Genomic DNA, 24,233 nt, shown 5'->3' with positions numbered 1-24,233 from the left:
CATCACGTGCAAAGAATTTTTTTAAAAGGTATAAAAGGTGGTACAGGTTGTACCGCAATTGTGGCTAATCTTGCCTGCGTGCTGAAAAAATCCGATGTACACGTAATTGCGGTTGATTTAGACCCAAAAAGTGATTTAGGGCTGCATTTTGGTTTGCCTTGGAAAAATACACAAGGCTGGAGCGACGCTGAAAATTTCAACGATATCCTGACATGTTTTTACCAAGATAGTGACGGCATCATTTTTTTACCCCATGGCGAAAAAACACCTTCTAATACCGCATTAAACGAACTGATTGATAATTGCAATAAACTGGACAACATTCAAAACGCTTGGGTACTCTTCGATTGTCCAAGTCATATAGATATCAGTAACTACACCTTACATAAAGACGATATTGTCATTGAGTTAGTCAATTGCGATGCGGTATGCCACAGTCTTATTTATAGACGTTTGCAAAAACTAAAAAAGACTGAAAATTCGTGGCATCACTTTTTTTTAGTTAACCGATACAATTCATCCTCTGAATTAGAATTCGATTTATTCTCACTTTGGCAGTCAACACTCCCACTTATGGCACCTTTTTTTATAAATAGTGACGAAGTGATTAAAGAGTCAACGGCTTATCGTAATGTGGCACTAAACTGTGCACCTTATAGCATTGCTAACGACGATTTCGAAACGCTGGCTGGCTGGTTGGTAAGTAAAACAGCATTATGATCTCATTTAAGGCACTTCATAAACACCCTTTTCAAAACACCTTTCGACTGGTGCTGAGTTTATTGTTTAGCGAAAAATTAGTCCGTTTGATTCTGTTTAAGTTTCACGGCTACTTCAATCAACACAGAATGAATGCGATTGAAGCATTGCTGATGCCATTTCTGATTATAGTAAGTTCTCTATTTGTAAAAATTAGCGTTCATAAGCGTAATATTCGTGAATCGATAAGCGTGAATTATCCGCATTTAAGACAACCGTATAGAAACCATCCTTATTCAAATTCAATACGCTTTATTTTACAAAGCGTTTTTTTGACGTTCGTTAAAAAAACGACAAAAAAAAGGGCGACGAAAGAAAAAATATCACACCATTTCTATGACTCAGTGAATCGTCTCTTTAGGCAGTTTAGGTGGTTTGATTTAAAATTAGGTAAGTTACTAAGGCGTATACTGTCAAAAAGCAAAAAAAACCCTAAACAAAGTGCTTTTTACTCTATTGCCGATGCGCGTGTTTGGCAAAATAAATATGTAAAATACATTGTGATTGCATTCATATTGTTTTTATTAACGATTTTTATCACTATTCCTTTTAGTCTAGAAGCGCAAGCCATTTTTATAAGCTTCATTTTATTAGTCGCCTATTCACTTAAGCGAATAAAAGGCCAGATGGCAACGATTGTAATGATCACTTTATCGGTAACAACGTCCTCACGTTACTTGTGGTGGCGTTACACTGAAACGCTAAATTGGGATGATCCTCTTGCTTTAGCCTTAGGAGCTGGACTACTACTTGCTGAAACATATGCTTGGCTTGTTTTAATACTTGGTTTTTTCCAAACTATTAACCCACTCGAACGCAAGCCCATACCATTACCTAGAAACACTGAATTATGGCCTACGGTTGATGTGTATATCCCAACTTACAATGAACCATTGAGTGTTGTAAAACCAACTACATTAGCAGCGCTAAGTATCGATTGGCCTGAGGACAAGTTAAATGTGTATATTCTCGATGATGGTAAACGTCCTGAATTTGCTGATTTTGCAAAAGAAGTTGGCGTAGGGTATTTAACGCGTCCGGATAACAATCATGCCAAAGCTGGCAATATGAACAGCGCTATGCGCTATACCCACGGTGAGTACATTGCTATATTTGACTGTGACCATGTTCCTGCGCGTTCTTTTTTGCAAACAACCATGGGCCAATTTTTAAAAGACAGTAAAGTCTGTTTAGTGCAAACACCACATCATTTTTTCTCTGCTGATCCATTTGAAAGAAACCTTAACAATCACAGCCAAATCCCAAATGAAAACATGTTATTTTACGGGCTTATTCAAGACGGTAACGACATGTGGGATGCGACTTTCTTTTGTGGTTCTTGTGCGGTATTAAAACGAGAAGCGCTGGATAATATTGGTGGTTTTGCATTTGAAACTGTAACCGAAGATGCTCACACAGCACTGCGCATGCAACGCGCAGGCTATAAAACAGCTTATATCAACATTCCACAAGCCGCAGGACTCGCTACGGATAGTTTATCGGCGCATATTGGGCAACGAATTCGTTGGGCACGCGGTATGGCGCAAATTTTCAGACTTGATAACCCTTTAATAGGCAAAGGGTTAAGTATTCCTCAACGCTTGTGCTATATAAACGCAATGTTACATTTTTTATCGGGAATACCTCGTATTGTATTTTTAACAGCCCCTTTAGCACTGATCTACTTTAATGCCTATATTATCTATGCGCCTTTTTTAGCTATTTTTATTTATGTAGTACCTACACTTATTCAAATTAAAGCGACTAATTCACGTATTCAAGGTAAATACAGGTACTCATTTTGGGGCGAAGTGTATGAGTCGGTGTTGGCTTGGTACATATTGAAACCAACCACTGTTGCCTTATTTAATCCTAATAAAGGTAAGTTTAATGTAACAGAAAAAGGTGGGCTAAATGATGAAGAGCATTACGACTGGGGAATTTCGAAACCCTATCTCATACTATTAGCAATTAACCTTCTGGGCATCGTGTTTGGGGTACTGCGTTTGATCTTTGGTGACCCTTCTCAAATAGGTGTGTTAGTGATTAGTATGGGCTGGGCGCTCTACAACATGATTATTCTAGGAGCCGCTGTTGCTGTTGCAGCAGAAGCGCGTCAAGTAAGGCACTCACACCGAATAAAAGCCAACTTTCCAGCGGGTATTCGCTTAGCGAATGGGCACACATTAAAAGTTAGAATCACTGATTACTCAGATAATGGTGTCGGTATTGAGACAGAGCATGCCCACCTATGTAGAGTAAACGATAAAATTGAGTTGTTAATGAGTCGAGGAGACAAACAATTTTCGTTTACAACTCATGTGTGTAATACCCGTAATAAACAGATAGGTCTGACACTTAAAGATTTGTCGCTCGAAAAACAACGTGCATTTATACAGTGTACTTTTTCTAGAGCAGATGCTTGGCTTGATTGGCAAAATAACTTTAGGCATGATCGCCCGTCATACAGCTTCAAAGAAGTACAAAAGACTAGTTTAAGAGGCTTTAGTAATTTACTATTTCATGCGCCTAGGCCATTACAACCGACTATTAAACTGTTAACTCGTTTAGTTATGTATATAAACTCATTCATTCCAAAAAAACCTATAGTGCAAAATAATTATGATTAATAAGCTACTTAGTACACTCGTTATATTTTTACTCATGAACATTGCTTGGCAAGCTAATGCTATTGAGCCCATGAGTGATAAGACCATATTCAACAATGGCTACCCTGAGAGTGCTCAAGTTACTAGCTTACGTCTTGATTTTGAAGCTCTCGGTTTTAATAATTATAAGCTAAACGCTATAAATAACGATTCAAATGTCGACTTCACTAATCGCATTGATAAGTTGAGTAAAAATTTGATGTTGAATTTCTCATACACAAACTCCCCTTCATTAATTGCCAACGTATCGCATTTAAAAGTGTATTTTAATGAAAATTTGGTGACAGTTTTACCTATAAATGAACCTTCAAATATTATTAAAAATACCGCTGAACATAATATAGCGCTCAACGCAAAATACATTCAAGACTTCAATCAAATTCGCTTTGAGCTTGTTGGTTATTATAGTACGTCATGTCAAGACTATTTTAGCCGTGCTATTTGGGTAGAAATAAACAAATCAAGTAATATAACTCTCGACCAAACTTCACTGGCTATTGATAGTAAAATTGAGTATTTACCTGAACCATTTTTTGATAGCAAAGATTACAGTAAACTAACTCTTCCGTTTATTTTTTCCGGCACACCAAATAAAGAAGCAATAGAAGCCGCTGCAACACTTTCGAGCTGGTTTGGTGCTCAAGCTGATTGGCGTGGCGCTAACTTCCCTGTTGTACTTAATCAATCACCTAATCAACACAGTGTTGTATTTATTACAAACGCATCTAAACCTGCTTTTTTAGCCGACTACCCTGATGTAGAAAAACCAACAATCGAGATTATTTCCAATCCAATACACCGTTATAAAAAAATACTCCTTATATTAGGACGTGATGAAAAAGATTTAAAAACCGCAGTAAACGGTTTAGTGTTTGGCCATAAAGTAATGACTGGCCGAAGTGTAAGTATTGAAGGCATGAATAAGATTCCACTTCGCAAAGCTTACGATGCACCTCGATGGCTGAGAAGCGATCGCCCTGTACATTTTGATGAGTTAATTGACTACCCAACTCAGTTACAAACTACAGGGCTCAATAGCGGTCCTGTTAAGTTGAATATTCGCTTTGCACCTGATTTATTTACGTGGCGTGAAAAAGGGATCCCGATAACGTTGCAATATCGTAATACGCCAGAAGATGACACACTAAGTTCTAGGCTGAATATGCTGATAAACCAAGAGTTTATTAGTGGCTTTTTATTAGAAAAAAATGACTCTACTGTAAGTACAACAAAAACACTGTTACCGTTAATTGCTAATACAGATTCAACTCAAAGTACTGAAAACTTTTCGCTTAATGGTATTAGCTTGGCTAAACGTAATGAGCTTAATTTTGATTTTCGATTTGACGTACTAAAAAATGCAACATGTACTGGAGCTCCTCTTGGCGGCGAATATGGTGTTATAGACGGTAACTCTCATATTGATGTAAGTAATTTTAATCACTATATCGCACTACCAGATTTAAATGTATTTGCTAATAGTGGATTCCCGTTTACAAAATACGCCGATTTACAACAAACATTAGTTATTTTGAATGAAAACCCAACACCTAAAGCACTTTCAATGCTCTTTAATTTAACCGGTCATTTTGGCGCTATAACAGGCTACCCTGGTCACCGTTTAACAGTAAAATATTTAAGTGATGATATAAACTACAACGATAAAGACATACTGTTTATAACCAAACCAAGTACGCGCAGTGACAAGCTAAAAGAAGATGAACCAAAAAACATTTTGCTTAACAACAATCAACGTGCAATTAAACTCGCTATTTATAACGGTGCTTATGACGATAATAAAGCTGAAAAAATACAAATAAACGTAAAGAGTAGCGGCAATATGGCGGTGATTACAGGCTATCAGTCCCCCTTTAGCTCGCAACGTTCTATAGTATCGTTAACGGCAACAACAAATGAAGCGTTTGGCCTATTAGATAACGCACTGATGAACTCGCAAAGTCGAGAACAAATTAAGGGCAGTGCAACAATAATTACAACACAAGGGATCGAAACAATTAAAACAGATAAACAGTATTTTGTTGGTCAGATCCCTGTTCATACCTTAATTTGGTTTCACCTATCAGATCACCCATTTATATTAGCGTTATTATCTATTTTAACGCTACTGATGATCTCATTTATTCTATGGCGATTATTACAAGCACTTACATACAAGCGTTTAGCTGAAGGAGATAAATAATGAAGTCACTTATAAAGGTAATCTGCATTGCTGTGGCATTATTTGCTTTTAATACGAAAGCACAGATAGAACAGTGTCAACCGTGGCAAGCATGGCAAGTATTTAAAAGCCACTTTATAAGCCCAGATGGTCGTGTTATTGATTTAGGTAGTAAGCAGAGTATTACAACATCTGAAGGTCAGTCTTACGCGTTATTTTTTGCTGTAATAGCAAACGATAAAGCAATGTTTGATTTAGTACTTGATTGGACCGAAAATCATTTATCCGAAGGTGATTTAAGTACGCGTTTACCAGCATGGCAATGGGGTATAAATGAAAAAAATGCAGGAGCAATTTTAGATTCAAACCCTGCCTCTGACTCTGATTTATGGATAGCTTATAGCTTATCACAAGCTGCTATTCTCTGGGATGACCGTCGTTATAGTATATTAGCGGCCGTGCTAGCTCAGCGTATAATACGAGAAGAAACAGCCTATATTTCCGGTCTTGGTTTGTCATTACTACCGGCCCCATCTGGCTTTGACTTTAAAGACGAACAATATAAATTAAACCCTAGTTACTCACCTTTATTTATATATCAACAATTTAAAAAACTATATCCTCATTCTCCTTGGGAACAACTACATGAAAGCTCAGCAAAGTTAATTCTAGATACGGCCAAACAAGGTGTTAGCCCTGACTGGGTAATGTACGACACTAATAATGGTTTTTATTACGATAAAAAAACAAGTGACGTAGGAAGCTACAACGCTATTAGGGTTTATTTATGGGCCAGTATGATGGCAAACGATGCGCCTTATAAAAAAGAATTGTTAGCACAATTTAATCCATTTTTAAAAACAATTAATGACCGTGGTTATGTGCCATTAAATACGTTTTCGAAATCAGGTAAATCAGAAAAAAGAGGCCCATTAGGCTTTAATGCAGCTTTACTACCTTTACTTGCAATACAAGACGATGATTCCTTAGCGATGACAATTCAGCAAAAATTAATGGTTGATAAGTCATTCACTCAAACTCGTTACTACGACAGTGTATTAAATTTATTTGGTACAAGTACTTTAAATAAACGTTTTGCAATTACAGCGGATGGAACATTACAACCTAAATGGAGTACTGAATGCAGCTAAAGGTTGCCCTACTCTGCGTATTAATACTGAGCCCAATGCTAAACGCAAAAACAGTAAATGATATTGATACGCGATCTGTTGAGTGGTTACTAAGCCAAATAAATATTGGTGAAGCACAAAAAAATAAAAGGCTTATTGAAGATAGCTTGAAAAAGCTGGTCGCGATTGCTCCAACCCGCATAGAAACACGGTGTGCTCAAGCGCATTACAACTTTGTTAACGGTGATTTAGATAGAGCAAATCAACTATTAAGCAAGTTAGATAACGGACTTATTAAGCAACCCCCTTGCATTGAAAAACTCAAAGTCATGTCTCGAATTGAAGGCAAAGATAAATCGGCTATTCAAGAAGCTAAATTACTAGCTCGCGCAGGTCGGTTCGAACCTGCACGTCAAATTTATAATAAAATATTTAATAATGTATACCCAACACTCAATTATGAACTAGAACATTTAAGCTGGTACGCACAAGACAGCTCTCAATGGCAAAGTGTTAAAAATGGTTACGAAACATTATTGCAAAGTTACTCTAATATAGGCCAAGTTGAGATTGCTTACGCGAGGCATTTACTCAGACGTAACCCAAGTGACAAGCACGCTATTCGTATTCTAAGTAAATACGGCTCAACTTCTAGCTTTAGTAATGAAGTAGAAGAGATTTGGCTCGGTTCGCTAGCAAACATGCCAATTAGTGGTGCCACTGATAAAGAGTTTCAAACCTACTTTATGCTTTACCCGTTTAGTACTAAAGGTGAGTTACAGTATCAGGATTTCAAAAAAGATTTAACAGCACGTCAAACCTTAATTGCAGATCCAGCCTATCAGCTCTGGGTTAGAGGCGATAAACTCCTTGAAAAAAACAAATTAAAAGCGGCTGAACCGTTACTGTTAAAAGCGATAAGTGGGCGACCTCAAGACGGTGCAATAATGCGAAGTCTGGGTATTCTTTATTTACGCTTAGGTGACAATCAAAAATCCTATGAGTACTTTACACGAGCGCAACAGCACACCGCCGATTTTGCACAAAGAGAAACCTTAAAAGGATTAGCTAAAACAGCAAAGTTTTGGCTTTATATACGCCAAGCCAAAGATGCAATTAATAAGAACGAATTTAAAATAGCAAAGCTAAAATTAGACTTAGCTGATGCATTGGAGCAAAACCCTAATGCAGTTTTATATAACAGAGGCTTGTTACAATTTTCTCAAGGGCAATACTCTCAAGCAGCACGAACCTATCAAATTGTTTTAAAGAATGACCCTCTCAATAACAGCGCCTTATTAGGTTTGCTTGAAATAGCTGAACTTGAACAAAGTGAACAAGCTTTAACGTCTTTTTATAACCGTTTAACATTTGCTCAAAAGGAGCAAATTAAGCAATCCTATTCAATATCGCTTAGTAGCCAATATCGAGCAAAAGCAAATACCCTAGCGCAAGCAGGTGATTTAGAGCAGGCTGAAAAAGTGTTGCGTGAGGCAATAGATATTGCACCAGAGCAATCTTGGCTATATTACGACTTAGCTTTCATATACCAACAAAAAGGGCTTACTGATAAAGCTCGTACGTTGTTTAATAACGTATTGTGGCAGTTCCCTTTAAACCCTCAGCTGCGCTATAGCCACGCGCTTTTTCTACGATCTATTGATGACTACCAAGGCGCTATTGCAACCTTGCAATATATTCCCTTTAGAGCCAGAAATGCAGATATTGTTACGCTAGAACAACAGCTACAACTTAACGAATCTTTAACTCAAAGCGAGCGCCATCTTGATGCTAAAAATAAAGCAACGGCCATCTATCATTTAAGCGCCTTAGAAGCACAAAACTTAACTCCCGTAATGCAAGCCGAATTAGCACGTAATTGGTATCGAATTAATGAAAAGCTATACGCTGTTAAAATTATAAATAAAGCATTAACGGCACAACCTACACTTTCTGCTTATTGGCATATGCTTTATGGCGAATGGCTATTAGAACAAGGAAATGAGCAACAAACTAAACAATGGTTCACCAGTTATGCTCTTTCAGAAAATGCATCTGAAAATGATGTTAATCAATATGTACAGTTACAAAACAACTATATTAACCAGTATTACAGCGGCAGCGATTTAATTGCGAAACTAAATCAACTAGACCAAAAATATAAAAATAACGCAGCAATAACCACAGCATTAATTAACGCAAATTTAGCGCTTGAACAACGCCAAGCAGCGATTATCTTATATCAGCAAAAAGTACAAAATAAGCAAATTATTGAGCCACAAGCTTTACTAGCGATTGCTAAAGCGTACAGAGAGCAAGGTGATGATTTTCAAGCCAAAGAAGTAACACAACAAGCTATAACGCAAACTTCATCACAGGAAAGCTATTTACAACGTCAAATTATGGCATCTCTTAATGATTTTAACTACTCAGGTGACGCACTTGGTTTAGCTACAGAACTCATTACTAAATCGCCAAATGATACAGAGTTACGTTATTTGGGCGCCCAAGTGGCCAGCAATTTCAATGAAACAGAACAAGCTCAACTTTGGTACACACAAACACTCTCGCCTAACCGCACATTAACTGATAAAGAGCTTTATAACTCGCTTTCACTAATAAATGAAAGCGATGAGTGGTATATAAACGGCGCAAAGCGTGAGCTTATTAATGAACAAAACAAAAACCAAGCTTACATCGCTATTGGTGTTAACTTTAGTGGCCAGACAAGCACTGAAAGTGAAGCAACCCTTGGGGCTGGTTTAGTGCCTATTGAAGCCTATTTCCCACTTTGGCAAGGTCAAGGCTTTGTAAAAATAGACCCGACAACAATTAGTGCGCAAACAACACGTTTTGATGAGCAGTTTGCGGGAAGCCGTTATGGCCAAGGTGCTTTATGTATATTTACGTGTTCTCTTGATGAAGTAAGCCCAAAAGAAAGCGGCGTAGATATTGGATTAGGCTGGCAGAATGAAAACTGGCGTTTAGATATAGGTACAACCCCTTTAGGGTTTTTAATTGAGGATATTGTCTGGGGCGTAAATTACGCCGATGATATTGGCGACTTTGGATACAGCCTTGAATTAGAGAAGCGTCCTGTTACCAGCTCAGTACTTTCTTATGCGGGTCTTGAAGATATAAACACCGGTAAAATATGGGGCGGCGTACGTTCTACAGGCCTTACTGCAAATATATCACACGATTTAGGTGGTAATTGGGGATTTTGGTCTAGTGCTGACTTTACCTCATATAAGGGCCAAAATGTAAAAGACAATCAGCGATATCGTATTATGGGTGGCAGTTATTATCGCGTAATTAGCAATCAAGAACGCGAATTCACTGTAGGAGCAAGCTTATTACATTGGGCATACCAATATAATTTAAGTGAAGAAACTTGGGGGCATGGTGGTTACTATAGTCCACAAAATTATGTTGGTTTATCAGTACCGCTTAGTTATGACGCACGTTGGGGCAATGATTTTGTTTATCGTTTGAAAACGGGCGTTTCATATTCACAAACTAAAACCCAAGCAATTGACTTTTTCCCTAACGATCCAGACTTACAAGCAGAAGCGTTTATTCGTCAGCTTGAAACAGGAGCAAATCCAGCGTTTGAGGGCGACACAAGTTCAAGTATCTCTTATAACCTAGAGGGCAGCTTTGAATATAGAATAACGCCACACTGGTTTTTTGGTGGTTACCTGGCAATAGATCGTTCAGACTTTTACGAGCCTAACTTTGGCCAATTGTATATGCGATACTACTTCAACCCTGTATATGGCACTCTTGAATTTCCTGGCACTCCAATTGTACCTTATGCCGAGTTCTAACTCGGCATAAGGTGATACACCGCGCAATACTTCCCCTAGCACTAAGGTATATGTATACTTGTGCCCAATTGTAACTAGGATAAGGGTGTGCCTCTTACCTTGTGGTGTTATTACCCTATAGCAAATCATTATCTTAGCTACAAATACTATACTGATGGTCGAGCATTCTAGTAAATACAAATACTAAAATAGCTAAAGCAAAAAATTATAAGGCCATTACAACAATTCTTAAAGTTAGGAAGTAAATATGAGTTCAGCTCCAGATAGTGGCTGGTTTGGCCACCCTAAAGGACTTTCAACATTGTTCTTCACTGAAATGTGGGAACGAATGAGTTATTACGGTATGCGAGCTATGCTCGTATTGTTTATGACGGCAAGCTTACAACAAGAAGGCCTTGGCTTTACCGTTGCATCAGCTGCTGCAATATATGGTTTATACACAGGCGCAGTATACTTTTTAGGTTTACCTGGCGGTTGGCTAGCCGATAGACTATTCGGTGGTCAAAAAGCGGTTTGGTATGGCGGTATTATTATTATGTGTGGCCATATTATTTTGGCAGTTCCACATGATTATTCATTTTTTATTGGCTTAATATTTGTAGCGACGGGTACTGGTTTATTAAAACCAAATATCAGCGCAATGGTTGGCCAGTTATACAGTGATGCCGACGAACGTCGTGATGGTGGTTACGCTATTTACTACATGGGTATTAACCTAGGTTCTTTGATTGGTTACTACGTTTGTGGTTACTTTATGGAAAACGTAGGCTGGCACTGGGCGTTTGGCGCAGCAGCTGTTGGTATGGCTATTGGTTTAGTGCAATATAAGCGCTCACTTAATAACTTGCCAGAGCATAGCGCTTTACCAGCCAACCCATTAGGCCCTAAAGGTACTTCCCGCGCATGGGGTGGTATTGCTGCGTTTGTAATTATAGCTGCAGCAGTGACTACAGCGGCAATGACCGGCGCAATTGTAATCAATCCAACAGTGGTTGCAGGATACGTAGCTGTTGTATTCACTATTATCTTTTTTGTTTATTTTGGTGTTATTTACTTTACAGGTAAATTAACTGATGCTGAAAAACAAAGAATGTGGGCGCTATTTTTAGTATGTATTGCATCAGCATGTTTTTGGTCTGGTTTTGAACAAGCAGGTTCATCATTAAACTTATTTGCACGCGATTATACTGACCGCCTTATTGGTACTTTTGAAATCCCTACAACGTGGTTTCAATCTTTAAACTCGCTGTTTATTATTGCCCTATCACCATTTTTTGCAGCGCTTTGGATTAATTTATCTAAAAGTCTAGTATCACCTAGCTACAGCGTTAAGTGTGCGCTTGGTTTAATTATCATGGCGTCAGGCTTTTTAGTTATGTTTATGGCGGCTCATTACGCTGCTGAAGGCTTAAAAGTAGCGCCTTACTGGCTTGTTACTACCTATTTTTTACATACAGTAGGTGAGCTTTGTTTAAGCCCTGTAGCATTAAGTGCGGTAAGTAAACTATCGCCTAAACGTTACACTGGTCAAATGATGGGTGTATTTGTATTAACTTACTCAATCGGTAACATCATCGCAGGTTTACTTGCTGGTAATTTCGATCCGAATAATGTTGAAGAAATCCCTAACCTATACCTACAAATTGCATTATTTAGCATTGGTGTTGGTGTTGTTTTAGTACTCATGACATTTAAAGCTAAAGTATGGGAAAAACAAGGGTTAGAAGAAAAAGCTTCTTAATTGTTTTTTAAATAATATAGCTAAAAACCAATCCCTCATAACCGCTATGAGGGATTTTTTTATTCAACTTTGCCGCACCACTGTTAACTGATATTATAGCCTGATTGATTAGAGAATAGACTCAGGGAACAGCTGTATATGCAATCGTTAACGATATTACATGCCACAATTTTAGCATTTTTAATTATGCTTTTATCAGCTTGTGGCGGCTCCAGTGACGAGGTTACACTCAATCCAAACAACCCAGTTGAACCAGAGCCAAGTACACTCACATTATCAAGCTCGACTGGTTTAGACACGACATTAGATGAAGGTAATTTTATACTAACCGCTCCTGCTGGTGCGACTTCTAGTAATACAGAGCTTACTTACGAGAAAACACTATTAGATGAAGCAAATGAGCAACAAAATATAGTTTCAGATTTACATAGTCTTACACCAAACTCGCTGACTTTAATTACCCCCATCACTATTACAATAAAAATCCCTGTGGACTATGCATTAGGCGGGCAACTCTTTATAGCAAAACTATCAACCAATACATGGGACATAATCGAAAACTCAACCGTGTTAGATGGCTTCGTTAGCGCGCAAGTGAACACATTAGGCACCTACGCAATACAAATGCAGCGTAATGAAACTTTTGCCAATATAGGCCCAACTTGTGATGCGAATGCCACTAAACAATCAGTGAGGTTTGTGCATGTTGCCGATTTACATGCTCGCTTTGGCTACCAAGAGCAATATTTCAGCCGTATTAAAGCCTACTACAACCAAGTAGCAAGCCAAACTCCTCATACCTTATTTACAAATGGTGGTGACGACTATGAAAAAGGCACCGTCGCAGAGCAACTATCACAAGGTACTGCAACAGAAGAAGCAATTAAAGCGATGCAATTTGATGTTCGTGTTGTTGGAAACCATGATTACGCATGGGGCCCAGAAAAACTATTAAGTTATTCACAAGACGAGAATGCCATCGTACTGGCGAGTAATACACGGTATGAAGGTGAGCAACTACAAGATTTTGCAGGCGTTGGATTTGCAAAAGTACAAGTAGGGTGTGTCACTTTAGGTTTGTTTGGTATGACTTCTGTGCCATGGAATGAACTTGATGAACCAATTGAAGATGAACCAATCCCTGATTTCATAAAACAATTTAAAATGAGCTGGCAATGGCAACAAGTGGCGCAAAGCATTGTTAGTCAATATCGTGACGACGTAGATTATATGATCATGCTGAGCCATTTAGGTGTCGGTCTTGATACTGATATGGCAACTAACGTCGCAGGCATTGATTTAGTGCTTGGCGGCCACACGCATGGTGGTGAAAGTTTCGAGACACTAGACAACGGCGCGATTGTTATTCAGCCAGATTTTTATGCTAAAGGGATTACTGATTTAACGCTTGATTTTGATTTAGCGGATAAATCATCTCCGGTTGTTGATTACAAAACAATTGAAACCGACTCTATTAATGAACGAGATGAAACGACTAAACAAGCTATTGATGAAATTATGGGTCGTTATGCTCCTGACGCTGAAACAGAAATAACTATTTCAGAAAATTATCCAACTACTTTACAATTAGCTGAAATAACTGCCTTAGCCGCAAAACATTCAAGCACAATTAGCGCAGCATTACTTAACCCTGAACTAGTACAAAAGCGCTGGACACCCGGCACACTGACTCAAGAAGACTTCCATAAAGCTTTTTATGTAGAAAGGCAGCCATCAAATACGCCTGGGTTTAATTCTATCTATAAAGTAACAGTATCGGGAAGAGACTTAGCAGCGATGTTTGCCAGTCAACCTGATTGGTTTTTACTTAAACCTGAAGATATACAACCCACAAATAATTACGAAGTTGCGCTATTTAAAGGCGCGGCTTTAAATCCTGATTTATTTTTTAATAGTGTGACATTCTCAAACATAGAGCCAATAGCCGAAGCTTGGTGGCTACTTGATAAATATGCTCGATTTAGAACAAGCCAATGCCTACATTTGGATACCGACACTGAGCTTTACTCGTGCAGTAACGTAGCAAATGTAACTATATGGAATTTTGAGGATGCTAACAATCCGTTAGCGGCTGATTTTGGGCCTTCAGTACTTAACTATTTCGATCCAAATGAAACCAATTGGGGCACTGATGAAACCCAATATAACACCACCACTCAGTTAAATATTGATGATTTAACTGACGGCCCTTCGGGTGTAATGGCATTTTCGCGCCACTCCCCGACAGAAGGCTTATTAATTGAATTAAACACCCCTGCAAATGGTGATTTTGCAAACGAAGGAATGGTATCTGACTACACACTTGTTATGGATTTATATTGGCCTTCAGAAGGCAAAGATATTTATCGTGCAATAATGCAAGCAGAAACAAACAGTTATCTGGATGACGATGCTGACATATTTATAGACCCAAGTGGTGGTTATGGTAAATCAACAAGCGACAGTGGCTACTTTGGTAATACTCAGGCAGAAGCATGGCACCGTGTCGCATTTGTTTTCTACACAGCACCTACAAATGGGGTATTTGAAGTATACATTGATGGTGAATTAGCTGGCGTTAAAGAAGACGGCGAAATTGACCGCCAATGGGCACTCAATAAAACGGTGCTTTTATTTACCGATAATAATTTTGAAACCGTAGCGGGTTACTTGAATGCATTGCTTTATGCTGGCCGTGCTATGACCCAAGATGAAATTAAGCGTATGGGCGCTGCACAACAAAAATTAACATTTGAGCAATCTACACGTACTTTAAACCAAACAATTGAACGTCACTACAAAGCAGCTCCAGCAATAAAAACTAACCCATGGCTAGAGCAGCGAAACAAGTTTTTTGGCAACGCCTCTCAAAGTGTAAACAATTAAGTACGAAAAAGCTTTTACTTATTAATTATAAAAGGGGGTTTAACGCAGGTTAAACCTCCTTTTTAGTATTTAAATACAATAACTTAAAAACAAGCACTCCCACTTGAATTTATACCATATAACTTCATTTTACTTAACTGTATTACAAACACGTAACTTTATAATAACCGTCCTATAAAATTTACACATGCACTAGACACTAAATAGCGCCCTCCTCTTCCCCAAATTAAAAATCTGGTTGATTATCTACTGCAATATGACAACAACACATAATCGCAGTGCTTAATTGCGGGAGTAATAATAATGAGTGAAGTAAATAACTATTTAGGTTTAGTCGGTATTGAATTTACCGAGTACGCAACACCTGATGCTGATTATATGGATAAAGTATTTACTGATTTTGGCTTCTCTAAGCTTAAAAAATTCAAAGGTAAAGACATTGTTTATTACAACCAAAACGATATTCACTTTTTACTGAATAACGAGCGTGAAGGTTTTTCTGCAGAATTTGCTAAAAGCCATGGTCCTGCTATTTGTTCAATGGGTTGGCGTGTTGAGAATGCGCAAAAAGCATTTGAAACAGCAGTAGAGCGTGGTGCAAAACCAGCGACCGACTCAACGCATAAAAATATGCCTTATCCTGCAATCTATGGTATTGGCGACAGCCTAATTTACTTTATTGAACAATTTGGCGACAAAGGCACTATTTACGAAAGTGATTTTGAAGACTTAGAAACGCAAAATGTTGTAGAAGATAAAGGCTTTATCCGAATCGATCATTTAACCAATAACGTTTATAAAGGCACCATGGAAAAATGGGCTAACTTTTATAAAGACGTATTTGGTTTTACTGAAGTACGCTACTTTGACATTAAAGGTCAAAAAACAGCGCTTATTTCGTATGCACTTAAATCGCCATGCGGCACCTTCTCTATTCCAATAAACGAAGGTAAAGGTAACGATAACAACCAAATTGATGAATACCTTGGTGAGTACAACGGCCCAGGCGTTCAACATTTAGCGTTTTTAACAGATGACTTAGTAAGCTCTCTTGATAAGCTTGATAAATCAACAATTGCCACTTTAGATATTATCCCAGAGTACTACGATACTATTTTTGACCGTGTACCTTGGGTTGCTGAAGATAAAGAAAAAATTCGTGAGCATCAGATACTCGTAGATAGCCAAAGTGAAAATTGTTATTTATTACAAATTTTCTCTAAAAACTTATTTGGTCCAATCTTTATAGAAATGATCCAACGCGTTGATGATGGTGGCTTTGGTGAAGGTAACTTCCAAGCATTATTTGAATCAATCGAACGTGACCAAGAGCGTCGCGGCGTTTTATAAAATATTTGAGTAAATTAAAAGCAGCGAACTTCGCTGCTTTTTGTCGTTTTAATATTTAAAAAGTATGGCGCCAAGTACAAGTATGATTAAATAAACTATACCTTGTCGCCATACAGTAAAATCCAAAGGAAATGTAATGAGCCTAATTAACGAAACCCACGATATTAATTTAACCAGCTGGGTAGAATCAGCTAATGTTGATAATTGCGACTTCCCGATTCAAAACTTACCGTTTGCAGAATTTCGTCGTAAAGGGTCTGATGAGGCCTTTCGTGGTGGTGTTGCAATTGGTGACCAAGTAATCGATTTAGCAAAACTAAATAAATTAAACGTTTTAACAGGTGACGCTAAAACAGCCGCAGATGCAGCAAGTGAAGCAACCTTAAATACATTTATGGGTTTAGGGTTGCAGTATTGGTCAGCTCTTCGTTTAGCGCTTTCAAAAGCACTAAGAGCAGGCTCTGAGCACCAACAAGCGCTTAGCGATACATTGGTTGCACAGTCTGATATAGAGTTTTCTTTGCCTTGTCGTATCGGTGATTACACCGACTTTTACACTTCTATTTATCATGCTACTGCTGTGGGTAGTTTATTTCGCCCTGATAACCCATTACTACCTAACTATAAATGGGTACCTATTGGTTATCATGGTCGCTCTTCATCTATTGACGTATCGGGTCAAACATTTCATCGCCCTAAAGGCCAAACTAAAGCTCCTGATGCAGAAGTGCCATCATTCGGTCCTTGTAAACGCCTTGATTACGAACTAGAGCTGGGTATTTACTTAGGTAAAGGCAATGCACTGGGCGATGCAATCGCTATCGAAAATGCTGAAAACCATGTATTTGGCTTTTGTGTATTTAACGATTGGTCAGCACGTGACTTGCAAGCGTGGGAATACCAACCGCTTGGTCCATTTTTAGCTAAGAACTTTGCCTCAACGGTATCGCCTTGGATTGTAACAACCGAAGCATTAGCACCTTATAGAACAAGTTGGACACGTGATGAAAACGATCCACAGCCTATGGACTATTTAGAATCAAAAGCGAATCGCGACCAAGGTGCTTTTGATATTCAAATGGATGTTAAAATTCAAACGCAAAAAATGCGTAGCGAAGGCCATAACCCAACGCGCGTATCAACATCTAGCTTTAAGCACTCTTACTGGACTGTGGCACAAATGGTTACTCATCACACAGTAAATGGCTGTAACTTTATGCCAGGTGACATGCTAGGTTCGGGCACTCAGTCAGGTCCAACGCACGAAGAAGCAGGTTCATTACTTGAGCTTTCTCGTGGTGGCAAAGAAAAAATTACGCTAAGTAATGGCGAACAACGCAGCTTTTTAGAAGATGGCGATAACGTTATTATGCGTGGCTGGTGTGAAAAAGAAGGCTATGCACGTATAGGTTTTGGCTCTGTAGAGAGTACAGTTCTGCCTACAAAATAATACGAGTATTAAATAAAAGGGCTGCTTACTAAAAGCAGCCCTTTTTTATTAATTTTTGAACAGTTACAATTTTTCTCTGGCTTTTTTAACTCAAATTGCTATCTTAATTCGGTTAATAGCCAATGTTTATATGCCATGTCAGTATTTATAAAGTCTTTTTATCAAAAAACATTTCCAGCCCGTCAGTTACTTATTCGCCAAAATGGTGAAGTTAAGCATGTTGTTTTGGCGTCTTGGGTTCAGCTTACTGTTGCAGTACTTGTTTTTGCTACTTTAGCTTGGATCAGTATTTCTACATTACGTGTTTATTCACAAACGAACAAAATTTCCAACATCCAGCAAAACCAATTGAATAAACAACTACTTTGGCAGAAAAAAGTCAGCGAACAAAATGCACTTTATACAAATCAGTTAGAACAGCTGGCTATTCTTGAACAAAAACAGGCTTTATTGCAAAGCATGATAGAGTCATTACCAGCCTCGATTAGCAAAGATTCAATACAGCTTGATAGTAATCTCGAGTCACCAATTAGTGAACGAAAAGAAGAATTTCATGCTCCACTACTTGATGAAGAGCCAAACAATAAGCAAGTGAACTTAGTTACCCCGCTTACTTTTTCAGCAAGATACCAACATTTAGCACAAGCTTATCAAAAAAACTTTGCATTACTTGATAGCCAAATAAATAAACGACACGACGATATTTTAGCAATGCTTAAAGGCGCAGGGCTTGAATCGGCACTTAAACAACATTTGGCACTAAGCGAACAAAAAACAGCACAAGGTGGCCCACTTGATGTTTTTGATGAAACAAAAATTCCGACCCAATTTTTACTTATTGCCGATAAACTACTCTTATTAAATAACCTTGAAAGCTTTTTAACAGAGCTTCCGAATTCTTTACCTTTGCCTGCTGCAAAATATTACATTTCAAGTAGTTTTGGTCTTCGTAAAGATCCGATGAATAATCGTCGAGCCTTTCATAAAGGAGTCGATTTAGCTGGTTGGCATAAAACCGAAATTTTTGCCCCTGCTGACGCTATAGTTCTCAGAGCCGGCCGCAACGGTGGTTACGGTAACTTTATTGAGCTTGAACATAAAAATGGCCTTGTGACTCGTTTTGGCCACTTAAATAAGATTAAAGTGAAGAAAGGTCAACTAATTACTAAAAATGATGTAATAGGTTTAATGGGGAGCACCGGTAGAAGTACCAGTACTCACTTGCATTATGAAGTATTACTTGATGGCAAACATGTTAATCCTCTAAAAATAACAAAGGCGCTTTCTCATGTTCGGTAGAAAGAAACAAAAACCAGGAAGCTCTAGTTTAAAAAGAGTAAATAACACTCCCTCTATTATTTCACAAGATGTTCGTCTCACAGGCACCTTAGTTAGCCAAGGTGAAGTACAATTAGATGGTCGTATTGATGGTGATATTAAAGTAAAACATTTAGTTATTGGCTCAACAGGTATTATTGAAGGCATGGTTGAAGCACAAAATGTAATTGTAAAAGGCAAAGTTATTGGCTCAATAAACGCCAGTGAAGTAAATGTTAAAAGCCGCGCACATGTTCATGGCGATGTATTCCACGATACCTTAAGCATAGATGCCGGTGCGATTATTGAAGGTAGTTTAAAGCAACGTTTTGAAAAAGATGCAATTGAGCTTATTAGTGAAGAATTAAAACCAGTCAGTGAAGTTAAAATGTTGTTAGAGGAAGACGACAGCGGCTTGTCGTTTGTAAATAAACAAGCCACAGATAAAAACTAAATCAACTCAGTTGACTGTCCATTATTTTTTTTCAGTGATATACATAGTAATATCAGCGGTGAATACGAGTTCATCGCGGGTATTATAAAGTTTAACCGGTACTACTAGGTCCTCTTTATCAGTCCACTTATGTGGTAAATCAATTTCAGCGACAGCTCGTACATCTGTGTCTACTTTAGCTAAATACTGCACTGTCATTCCTTTTGGGATCCAACGATGCGTTTTAACTGGCACTGTTGCATCAACCATTACACCTGCACACAGTTCAGCTAAATTACACTGCGCAATAGCATGAATAGTTCCAATATGATTATGAACGCTGCGACGATTTTTAACCACCGCACTACAATGGCCCTCTCTCAAATCGAGTACGTAAGGTTTCATCGAACCAAAATATGGCGCTTTAAAGCAAACAGCTTTAGTAAAAAGCCAATTCCCAAAAGGTAGGCGCTTAAATTTATGCCATATTTGTACAAGTGCAGATTTATTACTCATTATTATTTTCCATCAACAGTTACTTTTTTAAAATTAACACATCAGACCAGTTTTAAAAAGTGCATTTATGCTGGCTTTTTAGCTTAATCCAATCAAAAAGTAAGAATGACAGCCTATGCAGGGGTCATAAGCCCTTTCTTTTTTATGAGTGCCCACCTAAAATACTCGACAAAAGGAGACTCAATGCAAACACAGCCCGCTAAACCTAATATGACCTTGTTACTTATCTTAGCGTTACTCGTTATATTTTGCCCTATGGCAATCGATATTTACCTACCTGCTTTTCCAACTATTGCAGAACAATTTGCAGTTACTGAACAACAAGTACAGCAAACCGTTGCTATTTTTATGCTAACAGTAGGTCTAGGCCAATTAATTGCGGGCCCTTTGGCTGATAGATTTGGCCGAAAACCAGTGGCAGTAGTGGGTATTAGTTTGTATGCAAGCTCTGCATTACTCGCATACTACTCGCCTTCTTTTGAGATATTGCTGATAGCACGTGCTTTTCAGGGAATTGGAGCCTGTGCCACGTTTGTTGTCGCATTTGCGATAGTGCGTGATAAATATGGTAGTGAACGAAGCGGTCAGATGATCACCTACCTTAACGGGATTGTGTGTTTCATTCCGGCAATGGCACCTATTTTAGGGGCTTGGCTTACCGTACAGTTTGGCTGGCGTATGAACTTTATGTTTTTAACCGCGTTTGCCATTTTGGGCCTTATTGTTACGCTATTCTTTTTTAGAGAAACTCGCCCTGCTGATAGTCATTATCAAGGGCATATTTTAGATTTACGTCGCTTTACACCGATTATTAAAACACCGGTATTTTTGTTTAATAGCCTAATTTGTATGGTCTCAATGTCGGCCATATTAGTGTATGTAACGCTCGCTCCAGGCTGGCTTATTACACATTTAGGCGGCACCGTAGCCGACTTTACTTTTTGGTTTACGTTAAATGCCGTAATAAGTATTGTCGCAAGTTTTATTTTACCAACCTACATTAAACGAAATAGCCAACGTGCTTTGCGTGTCGGTGTGAGTGTACTGGTTTTTTCAGGCATTTTAATGTTAGCCCTTAGCGGTATAGAAACAGCATTTGCGCTTATGTTACCTATCTTAATTGCTGCATTAGGGTTTGCTTTAAGTTTAGGCTCTGCAGCAGGAATGTCTCTGTCTAGCTTTCCTAAACAAGCAGGCACAGCCTCTGCATTACTCGGTGCTATGCAAATGAGTGGCGCTAGCATATTGGTAGTATTGACCCAGTATTTAGGGCTAAGCACACCATGGCTAATTGCTTTTCACTTATTATTACTAGCTCCGCTTTGGTTTATTTTAATGAGCAAAAAAGCCCATACTTTACACCCAGCTAAAAGTACTCAATGATCAATCCTGACTTTCTAATCTCATTTTTATTAGCCAGCTTTTTAATGGCAGTAGCGCCAGGGCCATCAAATGCATTTTTGATGGCGCAAACATTTGCTAATGGTCGAGGCGCTGGTATGCAAAGTGCATTTGGTTTTGCATTAGGTGGAGTTATTCATACGCTATTTGCTGTTGTAGGCCTAAGCGCAGTACTAAAAGCCTCTCCTAGTGCTTATGCCGCAGTGCAATACGCAGGCGCAGCATACTTATGCTATTTAGGGTTTATGATGATTAAAGGCACGCTAAAGCAGCCAGAGCAGACACCTGAGGGCAAGCAAACCGATAAACCGCATATAAGTACCAGTAAAAAAAGTAATGTCATGTTTCAGGCCATGATGACTGAAGTACTAAACCCTAAAGTAGCATTATTCTTTATTGCATTTATTCCGCAATTTGTAGATCCAACGCTTTCATCGGCTACTTTTCAGCTCGCTTTTTTTGGCTTACTTTACCCTCTTTTTGCTTTTCCAATTGACTGCACGTATATTTATTTTGGCGACAAAATTGCACAGTTTTTTAGACGTAACCCAAATAGCCAACTTTGGATTGATAGGATCACTGGCATTGTATTTATTGCCCTTGCTATCAATCTATTATTTTAACTAACCTGCACTTTGGTTAAGAGGTTCATTCTTCCGAGTTTAGGTTCATCAATAAAAAGAATTAGCATGGAACAAAAAACACAATCTCTTCCCGCACAAAAAAATATTGCTTTAGTGGCGCACGACGGTAAAAAAGCAGCATTAAAATTATGGTGTGAAAAACACAAAGAAATACTAAGTAAGCACACTTTATATGGCACAGGTACTACGGGGCATTTAATTCAAAAAACGACGGGGCTTGATGTAGTTCAGCTTTTAAGTGGTCCTATGGGCGGCGATCAACAACTTGGCGCTAAAATAGCAGAACATGAGATACATGTTTTAATATTTTTTTGGGACCCATTAGCATCACAGCCTCATGACCCTGATGTTAAAGCACTACTGCGTTTAGCAGCTGTTTGGAATATTCCGGTGGCGTGTAATGAAGTGAGTGCAGATATGTTATTAAGCTCACCGCTTATGGACGTAGAGCTTGAACGTACATTGCCAGATTACGAAAAATACCTCGCAACCCGACAAATAGATCTTTAAACCTCAATTGTAATCTAGGTTATTTATAAAGCATGCTGGCCCATTTAGTCAGGCCAGCGGTTACACTACCAAAGTGATCCCCGTTAACCATTTTTATATCGCCTAAGTGCTCACTTAAAGCCGCTTTAATCAATGGTGATTGTGCACTACCGCCTGTTAAGTAAATAATGTCTGGCGTGGTCGCAGCGTCGCTGATTGCTTGTTTTGCTAAAGTAACTATTTGGCTAATACTACTCTCAACGGCAACAGCTAAATCGCTTACAGATACATTTTTATTCAGTCCACTATCTAAAAAGCTTAAATCACAATCAAACGCACTAGCTGATGAAAGTGCTATTTTAGCCGCTTCACCTTGTTGCACTAATTGATGGCCTTGCTTGTTTTGCTGTAAATGTATTAAACGCTTATAAAGCTCAGGCGCACTTACATCACGTAATTGTGCATTTAGCTCTCGGGTATGGCTTTCACTATAAAATTGGCTTTGTAAGTTTACATCGTTAATTTTACACGCTTGCCAAAACGCTTGATTAGGCAAAGGCAAACCCGATTTAAACGTACTGCCTAAACCCAATAACGGCATTAAACCATGAAAGCTCAAAGCAATATCTAAATCATTTCCGCCAACACGTTTACCACTGTGAGATAAAAAATCGCTATCGCGCTGGCTATTTCCTCTAAAGCTTGGGCCCATTTGTACAAATGAGCAGTCACTTGTACCACCACCAATATCAATAACGAGTACTTTTTGATCCTGAGTTAAATCACTCTCGTAATCGATACCCGCAGCAAGTGGCTCATATAAAAACTCTACGTCTTTAAAACCAGCACGTTTAGCAGCACGCTCTAAAATACCGACCGCTTGTTGATTTGATTGATCGCCACCCACAGCTTGGAAGTTTACTGGGCGACCAATCACTGTTTGTGTAAGTGTTTTACCTAAAGAGCGCTCAGCGCGTTGCTTAATTTTTAAGATCATCGCGGTTGCGATATCTTCAAAAAAGTTAATTTGACCTTGCTTTAAACCTGTTGCACCAAAAAATGATTTAGGGGACTTAACAAAATAGCCTTCTTCAGGAAACTGCACGTACTCGCTAATCGCTTCACGACCAATAAATAGGGTTTCATCTGAAGGTTGTAAATCAAGGTCTGACTTAATACGAGGTAAGGTATTTAATAATGCTTGGCGCTGCGTTAAAAAGTCATGCTCATGGGCTGTGCCATGTAAATGCTTAGCAACAAAATCAACAACCAACGCACTGTGATGAGTGTAAAGTGTAGACGGTAAGTAATGTTTTCCTTGCTCTAGCGGTACTAATTGAACATTACCCTCGCTCATTACACCCATAGCACAATTAGAACTACCGTAATCAAAACCTACAAACATACTTCACCACACATTACCAAAAAGGCCGCGCAAT

16 protein-coding genes are annotated in these 24,233 nt (G+C 38.6%); 14 read left to right on the top strand and 2 right to left on the bottom strand.

Features of this window, described 5'->3' with window-relative positions:
- Positions 1-6: 6 nt before the first annotated feature.
- The 11 genes from bcsQ to D172_RS05320 all read left to right on the top strand — a co-directional run bounded on the left by bcsQ (position 7) and on the right by D172_RS05320 (position 19,765).
- Positions 7-720, top strand: a complete 714-nt coding sequence (gene bcsQ / locus D172_RS05370; protein WP_007376901.1) for a cellulose biosynthesis protein BcsQ — start codon at positions 7-9, stop codon at positions 718-720.
- The gene (bcsA, locus tag D172_RS05365; RefSeq protein WP_033023578.1) at positions 717-3,389 is read left to right on the top strand and encodes a UDP-forming cellulose synthase catalytic subunit; all 2,673 of its coding nucleotides are present in this window, start codon (positions 717-719) and stop codon (positions 3,387-3,389) included. The genes bcsQ and bcsA overlap by 4 nt, the downstream gene beginning before the upstream one ends.
- Positions 3,382-5,628 (top strand): cellulose biosynthesis cyclic di-GMP-binding regulatory protein BcsB, encoded by a 2,247-nt coding sequence (gene bcsB / locus D172_RS05360; protein WP_007376899.1) that lies wholly within the window; start codon positions 3,382-3,384, stop codon positions 5,626-5,628. Before bcsA ends, bcsB begins: the two co-directional genes overlap by 8 nt.
- A complete protein-coding gene (bcsZ, locus tag D172_RS05355; protein WP_007376898.1) occupies positions 5,628-6,758 on the top strand; it encodes a cellulose synthase complex periplasmic endoglucanase BcsZ in 1,131 nt (376 codons plus the stop codon). The genes bcsB and bcsZ overlap by 1 nt, the downstream gene beginning before the upstream one ends.
- A complete protein-coding gene (locus D172_RS05350; RefSeq protein WP_007376897.1) occupies positions 6,749-10,567 on the top strand; it encodes a cellulose synthase subunit BcsC-related outer membrane protein in 3,819 nt (1,272 codons plus the stop codon). Before bcsZ ends, D172_RS05350 begins: the two co-directional genes overlap by 10 nt.
- Positions 10,568-10,814: 247 nt before the next feature.
- Entirely contained in the window at positions 10,815-12,308 is a 1,494-nt protein-coding gene (locus D172_RS05345; RefSeq protein WP_007376896.1) for a peptide MFS transporter, read from the top strand.
- Between the two features lie 138 nt (positions 12,309-12,446).
- A complete protein-coding gene (locus tag D172_RS05340) occupies positions 12,447-15,194 on the top strand; it encodes a metallophosphoesterase (RefSeq protein WP_007376895.1) in 2,748 nt (915 codons plus the stop codon).
- Positions 15,195-15,497: 303 nt separating this feature from the next.
- The gene (gene hppD, locus D172_RS05335) at positions 15,498-16,544 is read left to right on the top strand and encodes a 4-hydroxyphenylpyruvate dioxygenase (protein ID WP_002958202.1); all 1,047 of its coding nucleotides are present in this window, start codon (positions 15,498-15,500) and stop codon (positions 16,542-16,544) included.
- A 136-nt stretch (positions 16,545-16,680) separates the two neighbouring features.
- The gene (fahA, locus tag D172_RS05330; RefSeq protein WP_007376894.1) at positions 16,681-17,994 is read left to right on the top strand and encodes a fumarylacetoacetase; all 1,314 of its coding nucleotides are present in this window, start codon (positions 16,681-16,683) and stop codon (positions 17,992-17,994) included.
- A 135-nt stretch (positions 17,995-18,129) separates the two neighbouring features.
- Positions 18,130-19,293: a M23 family metallopeptidase gene (locus D172_RS05325; RefSeq protein ID WP_007376893.1), complete on the top strand. Its 1,164-nt coding sequence runs from the start codon at positions 18,130-18,132 to the stop codon at positions 19,291-19,293.
- Entirely contained in the window at positions 19,283-19,765 is a 483-nt protein-coding gene (locus D172_RS05320; RefSeq protein WP_007376892.1) for a bactofilin family protein, read from the top strand. Before D172_RS05325 ends, D172_RS05320 begins: the two co-directional genes overlap by 11 nt.
- Positions 19,766-19,786: 21 nt before the next feature.
- Here the strand turns inward: D172_RS05320 and D172_RS05315 are convergent, their stop codons facing one another.
- The gene (locus D172_RS05315) at positions 19,787-20,260 is read right to left on the bottom strand and encodes a hotdog fold domain-containing protein (RefSeq protein ID WP_007376891.1); all 474 of its coding nucleotides are present in this window, start codon (positions 20,258-20,260) and stop codon (positions 19,787-19,789) included.
- A gap of 183 nt (positions 20,261-20,443) precedes the next feature.
- Between D172_RS05315 and D172_RS05310 the strand changes: the two genes are divergently transcribed.
- From D172_RS05310 to D172_RS05300, 3 genes are all read left to right on the top strand, one after another.
- Positions 20,444-21,643, top strand: a complete 1,200-nt coding sequence (locus D172_RS05310; RefSeq protein ID WP_007376890.1) for a multidrug effflux MFS transporter — start codon at positions 20,444-20,446, stop codon at positions 21,641-21,643.
- Positions 21,640-22,284: a LysE family translocator gene (locus tag D172_RS05305; RefSeq protein ID WP_007376889.1), complete on the top strand. Its 645-nt coding sequence runs from the start codon at positions 21,640-21,642 to the stop codon at positions 22,282-22,284. The genes D172_RS05310 and D172_RS05305 overlap by 4 nt, the downstream gene beginning before the upstream one ends.
- A 66-nt stretch (positions 22,285-22,350) precedes the next feature.
- Positions 22,351-22,815 (top strand): methylglyoxal synthase, encoded by a 465-nt coding sequence (locus D172_RS05300; RefSeq protein WP_002958191.1) that lies wholly within the window; start codon positions 22,351-22,353, stop codon positions 22,813-22,815.
- Positions 22,816-22,834: 19 nt separating this feature from the next.
- On the opposite strand, the gene yegD is transcribed toward D172_RS05300, so the two are convergent.
- Positions 22,835-24,199: a molecular chaperone gene (gene yegD / locus D172_RS05295; protein WP_007376888.1), complete on the bottom strand. Its 1,365-nt coding sequence runs from the start codon at positions 24,197-24,199 to the stop codon at positions 22,835-22,837.
- Between the last annotated feature and the right edge of the window lie 34 nt (positions 24,200-24,233).

Source organism: Pseudoalteromonas sp. Bsw20308, from assembly GCF_000310105.2.
Lineage (GTDB): Bacteria > Pseudomonadota > Gammaproteobacteria > Enterobacterales > Alteromonadaceae > Pseudoalteromonas > Pseudoalteromonas fuliginea.
The sequence above is the reverse complement of the archived record's forward strand: the minus strand, read 5'-3'. Positions and strand labels throughout refer to the sequence as shown.

Coding starts and splice junctions, on each gene's coding strand:
- bcsA (WP_033023578.1), top strand. CDS start 717: ATGATCTCATTTAAGGCACTTCATAAACACCCTTTTCAAAACACCTTT.
- bcsB (WP_007376899.1), top strand. CDS start 3,382: ATGATTAATAAGCTACTTAGTACACTCGTTATATTTTTACTCATGAAC.
- bcsZ (WP_007376898.1), top strand. CDS start 5,628: ATGAAGTCACTTATAAAGGTAATCTGCATTGCTGTGGCATTATTTGCT.
- D172_RS05350 (WP_007376897.1), top strand. CDS start 6,749: ATGCAGCTAAAGGTTGCCCTACTCTGCGTATTAATACTGAGCCCAATG.
- D172_RS05345 (WP_007376896.1), top strand. CDS start 10,815: ATGAGTTCAGCTCCAGATAGTGGCTGGTTTGGCCACCCTAAAGGACTT.
- D172_RS05340 (WP_007376895.1), top strand. CDS start 12,447: ATGCAATCGTTAACGATATTACATGCCACAATTTTAGCATTTTTAATT.
- hppD (WP_002958202.1), top strand. CDS start 15,498: ATGAGTGAAGTAAATAACTATTTAGGTTTAGTCGGTATTGAATTTACC.
- fahA (WP_007376894.1), top strand. CDS start 16,681: ATGAGCCTAATTAACGAAACCCACGATATTAATTTAACCAGCTGGGTA.
- D172_RS05325 (WP_007376893.1), top strand. CDS start 18,130: ATGTCAGTATTTATAAAGTCTTTTTATCAAAAAACATTTCCAGCCCGT.
- D172_RS05320 (WP_007376892.1), top strand. CDS start 19,283: ATGTTCGGTAGAAAGAAACAAAAACCAGGAAGCTCTAGTTTAAAAAGA.
- D172_RS05315 (WP_007376891.1), bottom strand. CDS start 20,260: ATGAGTAATAAATCTGCACTTGTACAAATATGGCATAAATTTAAGCGC.
- D172_RS05310 (WP_007376890.1), top strand. CDS start 20,444: ATGCAAACACAGCCCGCTAAACCTAATATGACCTTGTTACTTATCTTA.
- D172_RS05305 (WP_007376889.1), top strand. CDS start 21,640: ATGATCAATCCTGACTTTCTAATCTCATTTTTATTAGCCAGCTTTTTA.
- D172_RS05300 (WP_002958191.1), top strand. CDS start 22,351: ATGGAACAAAAAACACAATCTCTTCCCGCACAAAAAAATATTGCTTTA.
- yegD (WP_007376888.1), bottom strand. CDS start 24,199: ATGTTTGTAGGTTTTGATTACGGTAGTTCTAATTGTGCTATGGGTGTA.